We start from the raw sequence: 15031 nt of genomic DNA, 5'->3' as shown, positions 1-15031 counted from the left end.
AGGCGTCGCAGGAGCTCGTCGGCGGTGGGCCGGGCTCGGGGATCGCGGTTCATGGCCTGCCGTACGACGGCGCCCAGAGCCGGACCGAGGCCTTCCAGATCGGGATCCGTCTGCATGATCCGGAACAGTTGACTGGCGGCCGGGCCTGCCCCGAACGGGGGATGCCCGGTGCCCGCGAAGACCACCAGACCGCCCCAGGCCCAGATGTCCGCGGCGCTGGTGATGCCGTCCGCGCGGATCTGCTCGGGCGCGATGAAGGCCGGTGTGCCGACGATCGAATCCTGAGTGACGCGGGTGGAGTCGGCCGCGTAGGCGATGCCGAAGTCGATCACGCGTGGCCCGAACGACGAGAGCAGAACGTTCGACGGCTTGAGATCGCGGTGGACGAGACCGGCCCCGTGGATCGCGGTCAGCGCCGCGGCGACGCTTACCGCGACCCGTTCGAGGTCCGCGGCGCCCAGCGGTCCGCCGGTGCTCACCGCCTCTGCCAGGGTGGGGCCGTCGATGAACTCCGTGACGATGAAGGGCTGCCCGTCCGGCGGGTCGACGGCGTCGAGAAGTTCCGCCGTGCAGAACCGGGCGACGCGGCGGCCCACCTCGGCCTCGCGGCGGAACCGCGCGCGGAACGCGGGAACGGCGGCGATGTCGGCCCGGATCACCTTGATCGCGACGAGCCGTCCTTCGGGCGTGCGGCCCAGGTAGACGGTGCCCATCCCGCCCTCGCCGAGCCGGCCGACAACGCGGTAACCGGCCAGCTCGGACGGATCCCCAGGCCGCAACGCAGCCACCTCCGACCGGCCGGCGAGCTCGGGAGGGGGAGCGGTCAGCGGTGGCCCGTCCGCCGGCGGACCATCGCCGCTGCGCGGGCTGGTCGGCGGCGCGGCGCGGCCGCCCAGAGAACCCGGGGCTGCGGACGATGGTTTCTCGGCGCTCCGGCATCCGTCCATGCGACCTCCGGTCTCCGGTCGGCGCGTCGGGCGGCACGCCATTGCGGAGTCATCGACGCGGGGCGATCCCCATCGGTTGCGGAAACGGGGCAGGGCTGTCGTGAACGTGACACACGCCAGCTCGGACGCCCGGACCGGTCAGGACGGAGCGGTCAGGACGGAGCGGTCAGGACGGAGCGGGGGCCCGCTCCTGACCATTCGCTTCCTGGGACGTCGGCAGGTAGGCGCCGGCCGCGCCGCCCCATGGGCCGGCCCGGGCGTGGACGCTGAGATCGCCCAGCCTGCCGATCACCGCCGGCAGGTGCACGCCGACGGCGATCTCCACCGCGTCGGCGACGATGCGGCAGTCCACCAGGCGGGCCCCGTTGGCGGCGCTGATCTCCCGGGCCCGCGCGCACACGGCCTGCTCGTCGACCGGGGGCAGGGCGGCCGCGGCGAGCGCCGCGAGATCGGCGGCTGTCGCGGCCCGTTGTCGCGACGCGCCGATCACCGTCACGGTGAAGGCGAGTCCGGCCAGCGACAGCAGCGCGAACAGGACGGCGAGCAGCCACACCGTCGCCGATCCGTCGTCCCGCGGCTCCCCGGTCGCCGCGGGGGCGGCGAGGCCCTCCGGCCGGGGATGGCGGCCATCCGTGGTCACGGTGGCCCCGGCGGCGCGCAGTCCGGCGCCGTGCAGGCGACCGGTTCGACGGGAGTGACGGCGTGCGCCGTCACGACGAGTGCCGGCACCAGCCGCCCGAGGCCGGCGGCACCGACCGGCGCCGAGACCTCGACGTCCAGCAGGTCAGCATCGCGGTGCAGCCGGAGGGTCGCGCCGCGAGGCGCCGCCCGGGTCACCGCGGCGGAGACCGTCGCCTGCGCCTCGCCCCTGGCCGCGAGCCGGGCGCCGACCCGCGCCGCGTCGGCGCACCGGGCCTGCGCGCCGACCGTCGCGAGCATCCAGGCCGCGAGGAAGAAGGCGACGAACACCGAGGGCAGGCCCACAGCGAGTTCGGCGGTCGCCTGACCGCTGTCCGCCCCGCGGGTGATGTCCCGCCGGTGCCGGGCGACGGTCGGCGGATGGGGGAGGGGATGTGCGCGGCGCCCGCACGGCACCGCCCCGGACCATCGCACTGGAGCCGCTCAGAACGAGACGGTCAGCGCGCGCTGCACGACCGACGAGACCAGCGAGCGGGTCGCGGAACTCGACACGACCGCGTAGAGGACACCGGCGAACGCGACTGCGGCGAGCGTGCCGACCGCATACTCGGCAGTGGACATCCCCAGGTCGCGGCCGCCCGCGCCGCCGCGGCGACCGGCGAGGATCCGGTGGCAGGCGGCCCGGACGAACAGACCGCGAGGCAGGCGGGGCAGGCGGGGCGGGGACGGGAACATCCTCGACGGGAACATCAGGGACACCTCCGGAACAACGGGGCAGGGTTGGATCGGGTGGTGCCTGCGCGGCTACGCCGGCAGCAGATTCGGTAGGGACCCGAGCACGACGGGGACGACGCCGAGCAGCAGGAAGGCCGGCAGGAAGCAGAGTCCGAGGGGCGCGACGGCCAGCACGCCGGCCCGGCGGGCGGCGGCGATGCTCTCCGCGTGGGCCTCGTCGCGGGCCCGCTGGGCGAGCCGGACGAGGGCGGCGGCCGGTTTCGCCCCGGACGTCTGAGCCCGGTCGAAGGCGGCGACGGCTGCTCGCATCATCGCGGTCCAGCGTGATCCCGGCGACGCGCGCGGATCGCGCCGCACCAGCCGCGCCAGCCGCGCGGCGCGGCCGCTCGCGACGGTGGCAGCGACCAGCCGGTCGCAGGCGGCGAGCGCGTCGGCCCCCGCCGCCAGTTCCTCGGCGGCGCGGCGCAGCTCCCGGCCCAGCACGCCGCCGTTGGCGGCGCCAACGGCCACCATGGCGGAGACGACCGTCCCGCCACCCCGCAGACAGGCCGCGATCAGGTCGAGGGCCAGCGGCAGGTCGGCGAGCAGCCGCTCGCGCCCGGAGGCGATGCTGGTCGGGCCACCGGTCGGGCCACCGGTCCGGGCGGCGTCCATCGCCACCGGGGCCACCCGCCGTTCGACGCGGTCCGCGAAGGACCGCAGCCAGCGCAGGCCCGCCAGATCCGCCAGGCCCCCCGCGAGCAGGCAGGCGTTGCCGGCGGGGGNGGCGAGCAGCGTGTGCAGCGGCTGGGCACCGGCCAGCGAGCCCAGTGCGATCCCAGCCAGCGGGAGGGCGGCCACCAGCCGCCCGGAGGACCTCGGGCCGGCCAGCGCCGCGGCCAGTTCCCCCGCCCGCACGGCGTCGGCCCTGGCGAGCGTGGCCAGCATCGTCGTGACGGGGGCGAGCCGGGCACCGACCATCGTGCAGACCTGGTAGGCGATGCCGAGCTGGCGGACGGCGCCGGCCTCGTTGCGGCACAGCGTGACCCCGGGGTCGTCCGGTCCCGCGAGTGTGTCGGCCAGCCGGTCCAGCGGGATCCAGCCGGGATGGTGGTCGGGGGCGATACCGAGCTCGTCGATGCCGCGCGCGGCCGCGCGCAGGGCGTTCCCGTGCGGACCGCCGGCGTCGAGTTCCGCCGCGAAGGCCGCGAGGAAGTCCTCCGCGCAGGCCCGCACCCTTGCCTGCCGTCGCCGCGCCCGCTCCCGCCGGACGGCCCGTGCCAGGCAGCCGAGCGCCACGCAGACGGTCGCCGCGGCGACGGGTCCGACGGTCACCGCGACCACAGAGACCAGCGCGACCACCGCGACGATGCCCAGCACGGCGCTGCCCGGCATGGCGATGGGTGCTGCGGCGACCGCCGCAGCCCGCCGGGTCCTCCCGGTCCCGCCCGGGCCGCGGCGGCGGGCGTGGGCAACCGGGCCCACGACGCCCGCCGGGGCGATCAAGGCAGGCTCCCCGCGGGTGCGGCAGCGTCGAGGAACCCCGGCAGGCTCACCCCGCGGGCGTCCAACAGGCTTCTCAGCAGCGGCAGCCCCTCCGCGGCCACGGGCCCCTCGCCGCGCCGCGGCGCTCCCCGCCGGCCGGTGGGCGGGGGCGCCACCAACGCGGGTACGACCTGCACCAGACCGTCGGGTGCCCGGCGGAACACGCCGACCGCCCGGACCCGCCGGTGGCCGTCCACATCCCGATGCAGGTGGACGGCCGCGTGCAGGGCTGCGGCGACATGACTGTGTACCGCCGCCCGGGAGAGCCCCGCGAGGGCGGCCAACGCCTCCAGCCGGGTGGGCAGCGCGGCGGTGTCGTTGGCGTGCACGGTGCTCAGGCCTCCCTCATGCCCGGTGTTGAGGGCGACGAGGAGGTCGAGCACCTCCGGGCCGCGGACCTCGCCGACGACGAGGCGGTCCGGCCGCATCCGCAGCGCCTGCCGGACCAGCTCGCGCTGGGTCACCTCGCCGGCGCCCTCGATGTTGGGCGGTCGGGCCTCCAGCCGGACCAGGCCGGGGCGGCTCACCGCGAGCTCGGCGGTGTCCTCGACGAGGACGATGCGTTCGCCCGGGCGCACCGCGCCCAGCAGGGCAGCGAGCAGCGTGCTCTTGCCCGTGCCGGTGCCGCCCGTCACGACGACCGCGAGCCGCGCGTGCAGCACGGCGTGGAGCACCGCGGCCACCGTGGGACTCAGCGTGCCGGCGAGCACGAGCTCGTCAAAGGTGAACGGCCGGCGCCGGGGGCGCCGCAGGGACAGGCAGGTGCCGCGCACGGCGGTGGGCGCGAGGACGGCGTGCATCCTGGTGCCGTCGTCCAGCAGGACGTCGGCGAAGGGCATGGCGGAGTCCAACCGCCGGCCGCTGGCCGCCGCGAGCCGGACGGCGAGGCGGCGTACCGCATCCTCATCGGCGAAGGTGACCGGCGTCCTCGCCAGCCGGCCCCGCCGCTCCACCCAGACCTCGTCGGGGGCGTTCACCAGCACGTCGGTGACGTCCGGATCGGCGAGGAAAGGATCAAGCGGACCGGCGCCGAGCGGACCGGCGCCGAGCGGGCCGGCGCCGCGGGGCTCCGTGGTCGCCGACTCCGGCTCGTGCGGGCCCGCTGCCTCCCGACGCCCCGTACCCGCCGCCCGCTCCCCGGCCACCGGCTGCGCCGCCGCCACCCGGCGTTGCCCGGCCCGGGCTGACGGCCCGCCACCCCGCCGGGCCGTCACGCCCATGTCTGAGGCTCCGTGCTCGGGCCTTCCGGCGCCTGCGGGGTGGTCGGCCACCGGAGGAGCCCCAGCCGGGCCAGCAGCCGGTCGCCGAGCGGTCCCGGGGCGTCGGCGTTCCGCGGGGCGTCGGCGCCGGCCGAAGTCGCGGCCGGTGGCCGGCGGGCATCGGCGATCACCCCGGCCAGCGGCACTCCGAGCATCTCGCTGACCGCCGTGGGGGCGAGCCCGGCCGACTGGCGTTGCCGTACGACCGCTCGCACGTCCGAGCACCGCCGCCCGACCGTCGCGCAGACCCGCTCGGCAGCCATGACGGACGCCAGATCCGCCCGCAGCACCACCAGCGCCGTCCGGCAGGAGCCGAGCGCGAGGGCGGCGGCCGGGTCCTGCTGCCAGGGCAGGTCGACGACCACCAGATCCGAGGTGGACCGGGCCGTCGAGAGCAGCGTGACCATCGGTCCCACCGGTACGTCGGGCCCGACACCGAGATCCCAGGAGACCACCGCCAGGTCACCGTGCCCCGCCGGCGGACCCGACCAGGAGGGGGGCGCTTTCCCGCCGAGCTTGCCCGGGGGCACCGTGTCCGGCGGGGGGAGGGGATCCGTCGGCCGCCGGTCGGCGGCCCCCGGCGGGGGATCAGCCGCGGACGGCAGGAGCCGGGCGAAGCCGGGTGCCACCCCGCTGCCCCGCGGGTCGGCGTCGATCAGCATTGTGCGCAGGCCGTGGCGCAGGCCCGACAGCGCCAGCGAGACTGCGAGCGTCGACGCGCCGCTGCCGCGCCGGCCGGCGACCACCCCGATCGTCACCGATTCGCGTGGGCCGAATCCGTCGAGATCACCGAAGGCGTCGATCAGCCAGAGCTCGGCTTCCGGCAGGAAGATCACGTGATCGGCGCCGATGCGGGTACCAGCGGACCAGACTCGGCCGTCCTCGACGTGGCCGCCGACCAGGACCACGTGCGGGCGCAGCGGCAGGCCGGCGGCGATGCACGCCTCGGCGCGGTCCATGCCGACGACGACCAGCGGCGCCGCCGCCCAGGCGCGGCGCAGCGCGCCCGGCTCGGTGGCGACCGTCGTCGTGACGCCGGCGGCCGCGGCCAGGCGCAGGAGGTCGTCGAGCAGGTCCGGGACGCCGGTCACGATCAGCGGTCGCGCGTCGCGGCCGTCAGCGGGGGTGAGCAGGGGCATGGCGGGGGGCATGGCGGGCTCGATTCCCGGTCGGAGGGGGAGGACGTGGCCCACCATGCGCCGAAGCGGGCCCTGTGGATGAACGCTCTCCACAGGGCTTCGCCGTGGTGTCATGGAGGATTTGGCCTGATGCCGGGAACTCGCCGCTGCCCGGGGCCGCGTCGGTCGGTGGCCGCGAGGAAGCGGCGGAGCCGACGACAGAACAGGGGAAGGACGGAATGGGCGAGGCGACCCCCGCAGGGGGGAGTGCGGGGGTCGCCTCGGGACATGGCCCAGGTGGAGGCTGCCCGTCTTGGGCCGGGTCCCGCGGCTCTCCGGCCGCCAGGTCCGACATGCCAGGAGATACCCGAGGGCGCCCACGTGAAACCGCACCTTGTGCGAATTCGGGGCGTGCCCGCCGATCGCGGGACGCATCCCCCAAGCGGGGGGCCCGGTGAAGGGCCGCGGGAGTGATCAGGTGTCGCGAGCGAGCGCCTCGCAGACAGCCAGGGACTCCCGGGCAGCCAGTTCGAGGGCCTTCGCGCAGTGCAGAACCCAGGTCGCGACCCCCTGCGCCCCGCCGCCGACGTAGGCGGCGGCGGCGTCGCGGTAGCCGAGGACCGGCGCCCCCGGATCGTCGATGTGGTCGACTTCCAGATGCCCGACGTCGGTGGCGGTCAGGGCCTTGGGGTCCAGCCCGCGGCTGATGAGGACCAGCCGGCTGGCGGCCCGGGCGATGACACCGTCCAGCGCGCCGAACGGCCGCAGCGCCAACAGCTCCCCGTGCACCACGGCGGCCACCACGACGGCCGGCGCCGTGGTCGGCGTGACGAGCAGCCCGGTCAGGCCATCCAGCCGCACGGAGGTCTCGACCGAGTGCGGGGGCGGACCGAGCCGAAGCGGGTCGAGCAGCTCACGGGTGCCCGCGTCGGCCCGCGGCCGACCGAGCAGGTCGTCGGGCAGGTAGCCGCGCCCCACCAGGACGTGCATCCGCGCGAGTGCCTGCCGGGGTGCCCGTTCCCAGGCCGGCCCGAGCACCCCGAGCTCGGCGTAGAGGCGGACCGTCCCCAACACGACGGGGGAGGGCAGATCGGTGGAGGAGAGGTCCAGGGAGTCGGTGGAGCGAAGGTCGGCCGGAACACCGACGGCCGGCGGGAACGTCCGCGCCGCCGCGTCCGGTGCCGCCGCGTCCGGTGCCGCCGGGTTGGGTGCCGCTGGGTCCGGAGCCAACAGGCCCTCGCTCGCCGGGGTGGGCCGCGCGTCGGTGCCAGCGCCCGAGAGGTAGCCGCGTAGCCCTTCCAGGCTGATCTCGTGCCCCTCCAGGGCGGCCGAGGCGCGGGCCGCCCGCAGGGATGCCTCTGTGGTCACGGCGGCGCTCTGCCGGCGCAGGATGCGGTGCCGCAGCAGCGCGTCGACGGCCGCGCGGGCGCTGTCCGCCGCCTCGCGCACCCCGGGCAGGGCGGCGACTCGGGCGAGCGGGTCGGCGGCGAGGACTGATCCGGACGGGCGGGGGTTCACGGTTGGCACGGTACCCGTCCGCGCCATCCGGAGTCGGTGCCCAGCCGGCCGTCGGAGGCGTCACACGAGCACAACCGCGTCGTTCTCCCCCTGGGAGCGTCCGCCCGGGGGACACTGCGCAGCAGGAAAGGGAACGGCGGACTGTGCGCCGGTCCGCCGGGAGGTATGTCGGCGGTGCGACTGGCGAGAGGTTCGGGCCGGGTGTCTCCGGTCGGGTCTCCCGGTCCGCCGCCGGCGCGGACCACCCTGGGCGGGGCGATGGGCCTCGCGACCCGACCACACCGGTCCGGTCGCGGGCCAGAGGGAGGACGAAGGGTGTCGACTACTGCCGGAAAGGCCCGCAACGGCCGGGAGCCCTCGTTGGGCGAGCTGGTGGCGCTGGCCACCCGCGATGTCTCGCTGCTCGTCCGTCAGGAGATCGACCTCGCCAAGGCCGAGCTGACCCGGCAGGCCGTCTCGGCCGCGCTCGGGGTGGCCTGCCTTGCGGTGGCGGCGGGGCTCGGGCTGTGTGCCCTGATCGCCGTCACGATCTTCCTGGGAGAGCTGATCACCTGGGCCGGCGTCGAGCGGTACTGGTCGTACCTGCTCACCGCGGCGGGGTACCTGGTGGTCGCCGGTCTGCTGGCGTTGTTCGCGATCCGCAGGTTCCGCCGGCTCTCCCCGCCCGAACGGACCATCCAGACCGTCCGGGACGACATCTCCTGGCTGCGCAATCCGACTGCCACACCGGCATCGGCATCGGCCGCCCCGACGAACCCGGCATCCGGGGTGGCCTCCGCGGGGCCGGCGGTCTCAGGCGACGCGCAGGGCCCCACTCCGGCGGGGCCTGGCGGGGCGGTGCTGGCCCCGCACCGCCTCCCCTCCTGATCGCCGGGTCGGCCGGGTCGGCCAGGTTGCCGGGGGCGCCGGGGTCGCCGGGGTCGGCCAGGTCGCCGGGGTCGCTGGGGCGCGGAGAGGAGTCTCCGGAGCGGTCCGCCGCAGCAGCCGCCAGCCCGGTCACGCCCCGTCCTGACCGGACCACCGCCGGCCCACAGTGGGGAGTGGTCTGCCATCCTGGCAGGCGATGGAGGACACCGTTCCCGAGCCCGCCAGCGTCCTGATCGACGGGCCGTGGCGGCATCGGGACGTGTCCGCCAACGGCACCCGGCTGCACGTCGCCGAGCTCGGCCGCGGTCCCCTGGTCCTGTTGCTGCACGGCTTTCCGCAGTTCTGGTGGGCCTGGCGCCACCAGCTCACCGCGCTGTCCGCGGCGGGCTACCGCGTCGTGGCCCCGGACCTGCGCGGATACGGGGCGAGCGACAAACCGCCGCGAGGCTATGACGCGTTCACCCTGTCCGACGACGTGGCCGGCCTCATCCGGGCGCTCGGCGAGCAGGACGCCGTCGTCGTCGGCCACGACTGGGGCGGACTGCTCGGCTGGACGACGGCGACCCGCCATCCGATGGTCGTCCGCCGCCTCGCCGTTCTGGCGATGCCCCACCCGCTGCGGCTGCGTCACCAGATCGCGGCGGACCCGCGGGGCCAGGGCGCCGCGAGCCGCTACATGGCGGGCTTCCAACTGCCCTGGCGTCCCGAACGTGCCCTGGTCGCCAGGGATGCCGTCCGGGTCGCGGCCCTCCTGCGCGCGTGGGGGGGTCCCGGCTATCCCGACGCCGAGGCGGAGCGGCGCTACCGCTCAGCGATGCGTATCCCCGGTGTGGCGCACAGTGCCCTGGAGTACCACCGATGGGTGTTCCGCTCGTTGTTCCGGCCGGACGGGGCGCAGTTCGCCGGCGTGCTGCGGCGCTCCCTGCACGTCGACACGCTGCAGATCCACGGTGCGGCCGATCGCTGCTTCCTGCCGTCCACCGCCCAGGGATCCGGGCGCTACGTCAGCGGTCCCTACACCTGGAAACTGCACGGCGAGGTCGGCCACTTCCCGCACGAGGAGGTCCCGGACCTCGTCAACGCCGAGCTGCTCACCTGGCTCGACTCCTGAGGACCGTCAGTCGCAGCCCTGCGTGCTGACCGGCGTCACCGCGACGCTGCCGACCGTGGCGGGCTGCGCGACCTCGGCGGCGCTGAGCACGTACCCGGTGTCATCGTCGCCGATGGCCGCGGCGAACACCACGCCGAGCACGGTCCCGTCCGGGGCAAGCAGCGGGCCGCCCGAGTTCCCCGGTAGCACCCGGCCGCGAACGGCGTAGATGTCGCGCACGACGGTGCCGTGCTCGTAGATGTTCGCCGCCCGGGCCCGCTGGTGGTTGCGGACGCGGGCGGCCACGGTGGTGTAGGGCCCGTCCTGGGGATACCCGGCGATGACCGCCGGCTCCTCGGCCGCGGCCGGCGGGCTGGCCCGCATCCGCAGCGGGGGGCGCTGCAGGTCCGGCACCCGCAGCACGGCGACGTCCCGGTCCGGGTCGAACACCACGACCTCGGCCGGCAGGGTGCCGGTGGACAGCACGACCGTCGGGTGGCGGACGCCGGCCACCACGTGGGCGTTGGTCATGACCCGCTGGGGGGCGATCACGAAGCCGGATCCCTCGACCCGCTGGTCGCAGGACCGGGCGACGCCGCGGATCTTCACGATGCTCGCCGCCGCGGACTGCACCCCGGCGGCCTGGGTGGTGGTCGGGTCCGGCGGGCCGGCCGCGATGATCCGCTCGCCCCCGAGGCCGGCGAAGACCTCCGGGAAGGCCTTGTCGTCGGCGATCTGGCGCAGGTCGGCAAAGGTCTCGCGGACCCCGTCCGGCATGCCGGCGTCCACCGCCGCGAGCACGTGGGAGTCGTGGACCGACCGGGCGAGGGACTCGAAGGGCGAGCGTTCGACGGCGTTCGCCAGCAGCCAGGCGACGAGCAGCACCGAGACGCCGGAGAGCACCGCCCCGGCGGCGGCGTCGACGGCCCGACCGGGCCGCCAGGTCAACCGATCGCGCAGCGCGACCGCGATCGCCGTGCCGGCGACCTGGCCGGCCAGGGCGAGCCCGAGCACGACGAGCAGGCCGACCAGCGCGCCGTGGCCCTGCTGACCGATCAGCTCGGTGAACGGTTTCGCGATCTTCGCGCCGAGCACTCCGCCGCCCAGGAAGCCGACGAACGACAGGGCGCCCACCAGGAAGCCCTGTCGATAGCCGGAGACCGCGAACAGGACGACGAGCACCAGCAGGACGACGTCGAGCACATTGGGCACGGCGGGGNCGGCCCGGACTCAGGCGATCTTCAGCGTGGCCGTCATGTTGGGATGCAGGGTACAGACCACCGGATAGTCACCCGGCTCCGTCACGGTGAAGGTGACGCTCTGCGACTCACCGGCGGAGACGATGCTGGTGTGCGCGGCGGGGATGCGCGGGACGACGAAGTTGTGTGGCGCCGAGCCCTGCGCCACGGAGAAGTCGACGCGGATCTTCCCGGGCTTCGCCAGCAGCTCCGTGGCGGAGAACTTCATGCTCGGCAGGCCGGTGACCGCGAACACCTGGACGCCGTCCGCCCCCCGGGTGGCGCTGAGCGTGGGGCCGGCGGACGGACTGCCGCCGCCGTCGCCGCCGCAGCCCGCCACGCCCAGCAGCACGGCAAGGACCAGCCCGAGCAGCGCGGCCGCGCGGGACGCTCGCTGGTGGGGCGAGCCCAGGTCCGACGGGCGGGCCGCCTGGTCGCGGTCCGCGGTGCAGGTCATCGGTGGTGCCTTTCGTGTCGGGGCGCGGTCGGCCGGCTCAGGGCGTACTCGACGAGCGTTGCCGCGGAGCCGGTGGGGACGGTGTGGCCGGTGTGGCCGGCTTGGCCGGTGGGGAAGCCGCGGGAACCTCACGCGGGAGCGGGTAGTCCACCACCGCCGAACGGTTCCACGGGCGCTCCCATCCTCCCAGCCGCAGCAGGATGTCGAGGATGCCGGCGGTGAAGCCCCAGACCAGCATGCCGTGGACCCGGAACGCCGGACTGAGCAGGCCGCCCTGGGCGTAGCGCAGCATCACCCGGTTGGCCGGGTCGGCGAGTTCGGCCAGCGGCACCCGGGAGACGAACGACGTCTCGGCGAGGTCGACGGGCGCGACCGCGCACGGGGTGTGCCACCAGGCGAGCACCGGGGTGACGAGGTAGTGGCTGGCCTGCAGGTAGAGCGGCGAGGCGACGGCGAGCACCTCGACTCCCGCCGCGTCGAGGCCGACCTCCTCCGCGGCCTCCCGCAGCGCGGTGGCGACCCGGTCGGCGTCGGTGGCGTCGGCAGCCCCCCCGGGGAACGCGGGCTGGCTCGCGTGGCTGCGCAGCTCGGCCGCCCGTTCGAGCAGCAGGACGTCCGGTCCGTCCGGGCCGTCGCCGAACAGGATCAGTACGGCCGCCGGCCGGGCGTCGACGGCGCGCGCGCCCGGGCGGGTCCGGCCGGTCATCAACGCGTCCCCAAGCCGGTCGGCGAGCGTGCGCAGCCACGCCGGCGGTGTGGACGTGCCAGCGGGGGCGGTTCCGGCGGGGGCGACGTCGGCGGGGGCGACGTCGGCGGGACCCGGCGGACGTGGCACCGCGGGTGGGGGCGCGATCTCTCCGGGGTGGGCGATCTCTCCGGGGTGGGCGATCTCTCCGGGGCGGGCGACCTCGACGGGACTGGCGACCTCGGCCGGGGTGGCGATCCTGGGGGGCGGGGCGGCACCCGGCGGCGCCGTCGCGTCGGGGGGAACGGGGCAGGGCGCGTCGGGGGAAGCAGGCGAAGGTGTGGACATCTCCTTCACCGCAAGGCTTCGATGTCGCCGCGTGTTCCCCGCACGAGCTTGGCGGCCTCGTCCGGCTCCGTGGGACCGAGCCCGAACGAGGGGCACAGTCGGGCCAGGGCGCAGGCGCCGCACGCTGGTCGGCGGGAGTGGCAGAAACGCCGGCCGTGGAAGATCATCCGATCGGAGGCGATCGTCCATTCCCGGCGCTCGATGAGCGCGGCGAGGTCGGCCTCGACCCGGACCGGATCGGTCTCGGCGGTCAGCCCGAAGCGGCGCGACAGGCGCCCGACGTGGGTGTCCACGGTGATGCCCGGGGTGTCGAACGCGTGGCCGAGGACGACGTTGGCGGTCTTGCGGCCCACGCCGGGCAGGGTGGTCAGCTCGTCGAGCCGGCGGGGGACCTCGCCGCCGAAGCGCTCGGTGAGCGCCGCGCCGATGCCGATCAGCGAGTTCGCCTTCGCGCGGAAGAACCCGGTCGGCCGCAGCAGCGTCTCGAGTGCGGCCCGGTCGGCAGCCGCGTAGTCCGCAGCCGACCGATACCTGGCGAACACCGCCGGCGTGACCTCGTTGACTTTCTTGTCGGTGCACTGGGCGGACAGCACCGTGGCGACCAGCAGCTCGAGAGCGTTGTCGAAGTGCAACGCGATGCGGGCATCAGGGTGGACTTCGCCCAGCAGACGCACGATCCGCCGGGCCCGCCGGGTCTTCGCGAGCGGCGTCTCGGTCGCGGTGTCGACGGCGGCGGGCATGTCTCGCAGCGTATCCGCCGGCCGATCCGGCCTGGTTGGCACCGGTGGGCGTGCCGTGTGGTCATGACGGGCCTCGGCAACCCGATCCGCGACACACCCACCCCCGGTGCGTCTGCCGATCGCCCGTCGGCCACCATGGGGGAGTCATGTTTGTCATTGCCGCGATCTTCTTTCCTCTGGTGCTTCTCGGACTTCTGCTGGCGATGGAACGGGTGGAACGCCCGTTGAACGCCGCCGACACGGGCAAGGGACTGGAGGGCTTCCTCGACAACGCCCAACCGGACGAGGTCGACACCTTCGTCCAACAGGGCCTGCCCGCCGCGCTCGAGCGGTACCGGCGCCGGCTGCGCCGCCCGTCGCCCGGCAAGCATCGGGCGGCCTGATGCCCCGGCGCGCCTTCGGCCGTTCTTCCGGTGCCGGGTGGATGGCCGGTGCTGGCGTATACCACATGTCGCCCGCCGCGCGCCATCAACGGTCCGGGTATGGGTGCGCGGCGGGCGGCGCATCCGACGGCTTTTCCGCCCAGTCCGCCGCCTGCGGGCGTTGCCGCAGGTGGGGGGCTCGGGCGGCGGGCATTGTGGGGAAGCGACGCCGGGCGGGGAGTCCCGCGGGACCCGGGCCGAAGGCCCCGGCGGCCCCCGGCCGTCCCCTCGGACACCGAGGGCGGGTCCATCGGCCCGCCGGCGGCTGGGCCGATGGACCCGGTGCCCACCTGGCCCGTCCGGGCGAGACGGCTCCCGCGGCCCGTGGCGAGGCGCGGTGGTGGGGATTAAAACACCCGGACGTGGCATCCGGAAGTGCCTGATCAAGGGCGGATTCTCGCGAACGGCGCACGGTCGGTCGCTCCACGTTCACCTGCATGGAGCAATTTCATTGCAGGGGGTCCCTGCTCGTGCCCTCCATCGCTAGTCCTGGCATGCTCAGGACCGTGGAGGATCTGCTTGCCCGCGTACCGCTGTTCGTCGGGCTCTCCGAACAGGACCGGCTGGCCCTCTCCGACCATCTTGATCGGCAGGACGTCACCCGCGGGGACGTGCTGTTCCGAGAAGGAGATGTCGGTGATCGGGTCTTCGTGGTCCTGTCCGGAAAGGTGAAGATAGGGCGTCAGTCGGCTGACGGCCGGGAGAACCTGCTGTCCGTAATGGGTCCTGGTGACCTCTTCGGAGAGCTTTCGTTGTTCGACCCCGGTCCACGCACGGCTACCGCGACCGCGGTCACGGATGCGTCGTTGCTGTCGCTGGAGCACACCGCGCTGCGGCCCTGGCTGCGTTCCCGCCCCGAGGCGGGCGCAATGCTGCTGCGCGTGCTCGCCCGTCGGCTCCGTCGTACCAACGACAACGTCGCGGACATGGTGTTCACGGACGTTCCGGGTCGGGTGGCGAAAGCCCTGCTCGACCTGGCGGAGCGGTTCGGTGAGCCGGCGCAGCCCGGCAACGAGGCGGCCGGTGTCCGGGTCGAGCACGGGCTCACCCAGGAGGAGCTGGCCCAGTTGGTCGGCGCCTCCCGGGAGACGGTGAACAAGGCGCTTGCCGACTTCGCCACCCGTGGTTGGCTTCGCCTGGACTCCCGTGCCGTCGTGCTGCTGGACCGCGAACGGCTGTCCCGCCGAGCCCGCTAGTCCCGGCGCTCGTCACGCGCCGTCCCGGGTCCGCCCGGACGGCCCGCAGGTGCATGCGCCCAGCCGCCCGCCCGTCCGCGCAGCCAGACGCCCGTCCCATCGCCCGCGCCCAGCCCGACAGCCCTACATCCGCGCCCCGCGATACATCCGCGCCCCGCGATACGCCCGCACACCGTGCCGGCGGGCGGGTCGCCCCCGATGGACGACCCGCCCGCCGGCCCCTGACGTCACCTCACGGCGCCCCCGCA

At 75.2% G+C, this 15031-nt stretch carries 15 protein-coding genes and 2 pseudogenes; 4 read left to right on the top strand and 13 right to left on the bottom strand.

Annotation, left to right across the window (positions count from 1 at the left end):
- Positions 1-11 precede the first annotated feature (11 nt).
- From FF36_RS41410 to FF36_RS05610, 9 genes and pseudogenes are all read right to left on the bottom strand, one after another.
- Positions 12-947, bottom strand: a pseudogene (locus FF36_RS41410) (serine/threonine-protein kinase); the annotation flags it as partial.
- 166 nt (positions 948-1113) lie between these two features.
- The gene (locus tag FF36_RS05640; protein ID WP_044883913.1) at positions 1114-1587 is read right to left on the bottom strand and encodes an Rv3654c family TadE-like protein; all 474 of its coding nucleotides are present in this window, start codon (positions 1585-1587) and stop codon (positions 1114-1116) included.
- Positions 1584-2042, bottom strand: coding sequence for a TadE family type IV pilus minor pilin (locus tag FF36_RS05635; protein ID WP_236705746.1), 459 nt, complete (start codon positions 2040-2042; stop codon positions 1584-1586). Before FF36_RS05635 ends, FF36_RS05640 begins: the two co-directional genes overlap by 4 nt.
- Before the next feature lie 27 nt (positions 2043-2069).
- Complete coding sequence (locus tag FF36_RS05630; RefSeq protein WP_236705745.1) at positions 2070-2336, bottom strand: DUF4244 domain-containing protein; 267 nt, start codon at positions 2334-2336, stop codon at positions 2070-2072.
- Positions 2337-2390: 54 nt separating this feature from the next.
- Positions 2391-2975, bottom strand: a complete 585-nt coding sequence (locus tag FF36_RS37175) for a type II secretion system F family protein (RefSeq protein ID WP_277912824.1) — start codon at positions 2973-2975, stop codon at positions 2391-2393.
- 111 nt (positions 2976-3086) lie between these two features.
- Positions 3087-3806, bottom strand: a pseudogene (locus FF36_RS37170) (type II secretion system F family protein); the annotation flags it as partial.
- A complete protein-coding gene (locus FF36_RS05620; RefSeq protein ID WP_242422315.1) occupies positions 3803-5065 on the bottom strand; it encodes a TadA family conjugal transfer-associated ATPase in 1263 nt (420 codons plus the stop codon). The gene FF36_RS05620 and the pseudogene FF36_RS37170, both read right to left, overlap by 4 nt.
- On the bottom strand, positions 5056-6255 hold the full coding sequence (gene ssd, locus FF36_RS05615) for a septum site-determining protein Ssd (protein ID WP_157871702.1): 1200 nt from the start codon (positions 6253-6255) through the stop codon (positions 5056-5058). The genes FF36_RS05620 and ssd overlap by 10 nt, the downstream gene beginning before the upstream one ends.
- Before the next feature lie 441 nt (positions 6256-6696).
- Positions 6697-7767, bottom strand: coding sequence for a hypothetical protein (locus tag FF36_RS05610; protein ID WP_044883909.1), 1071 nt, complete (start codon positions 7765-7767; stop codon positions 6697-6699).
- 288 nt (positions 7768-8055) lie between these two features.
- On the opposite strand from FF36_RS05610, the gene FF36_RS05605 reads away from it, so the two are divergent.
- Positions 8056-8607, top strand: coding sequence for a phage holin family protein (locus FF36_RS05605; protein WP_236705743.1), 552 nt, complete (start codon positions 8056-8058; stop codon positions 8605-8607).
- A 196-nt stretch (positions 8608-8803) separates the two neighbouring features.
- A complete protein-coding gene (locus FF36_RS05600; RefSeq protein WP_044883907.1) occupies positions 8804-9718 on the top strand; it encodes an alpha/beta fold hydrolase in 915 nt (304 codons plus the stop codon).
- Between the two features lie 6 nt (positions 9719-9724).
- Here the strand turns inward: FF36_RS05600 and FF36_RS05595 are convergent, their stop codons facing one another.
- The 4 genes from FF36_RS05595 to nth form a co-directional block, all read right to left on the bottom strand.
- Complete coding sequence (locus FF36_RS05595) at positions 9725-10909, bottom strand: MarP family serine protease (protein ID WP_044883906.1); 1185 nt, start codon at positions 10907-10909, stop codon at positions 9725-9727.
- 18 nt (positions 10910-10927) lie between these two features.
- A complete protein-coding gene (locus FF36_RS05590) occupies positions 10928-11392 on the bottom strand; it encodes a plastocyanin/azurin family copper-binding protein (protein WP_082121697.1) in 465 nt (154 codons plus the stop codon).
- Positions 11393-11429: 37 nt separating this feature from the next.
- Entirely contained in the window at positions 11430-12425 is a 996-nt protein-coding gene (locus FF36_RS05585) for an NUDIX hydrolase (RefSeq protein WP_313954310.1), read from the bottom strand.
- A 5-nt stretch (positions 12426-12430) separates the two neighbouring features.
- Positions 12431-13165, bottom strand: a complete 735-nt coding sequence (nth, locus tag FF36_RS05580) for an endonuclease III (RefSeq protein WP_044883905.1) — start codon at positions 13163-13165, stop codon at positions 12431-12433.
- A 146-nt stretch (positions 13166-13311) separates the two neighbouring features.
- On the opposite strand from nth, the gene FF36_RS05575 reads away from it, so the two are divergent.
- Both FF36_RS05575 and FF36_RS05570 read left to right on the top strand, forming a co-directional pair.
- Positions 13312-13548 (top strand): hypothetical protein, encoded by a 237-nt coding sequence (locus FF36_RS05575; protein WP_009741745.1) that lies wholly within the window; start codon positions 13312-13314, stop codon positions 13546-13548.
- Positions 13549-14081: 533 nt separating this feature from the next.
- Entirely contained in the window at positions 14082-14783 is a 702-nt protein-coding gene (locus FF36_RS05570; RefSeq protein WP_264761768.1) for a Crp/Fnr family transcriptional regulator, read from the top strand.
- Positions 14784-15031: the final 248 nt, after the last annotated feature.

This window comes from Frankia torreyi, assembly GCF_000948395.1.
GTDB classification, from domain to species: Bacteria; Actinomycetota; Actinomycetes; order Frankiales; family Frankiaceae; genus Frankia; species Frankia torreyi.
Note: the sequence above shows the minus strand (reverse complement) of the source record. Positions and strands in the feature narration are given on the sequence as shown.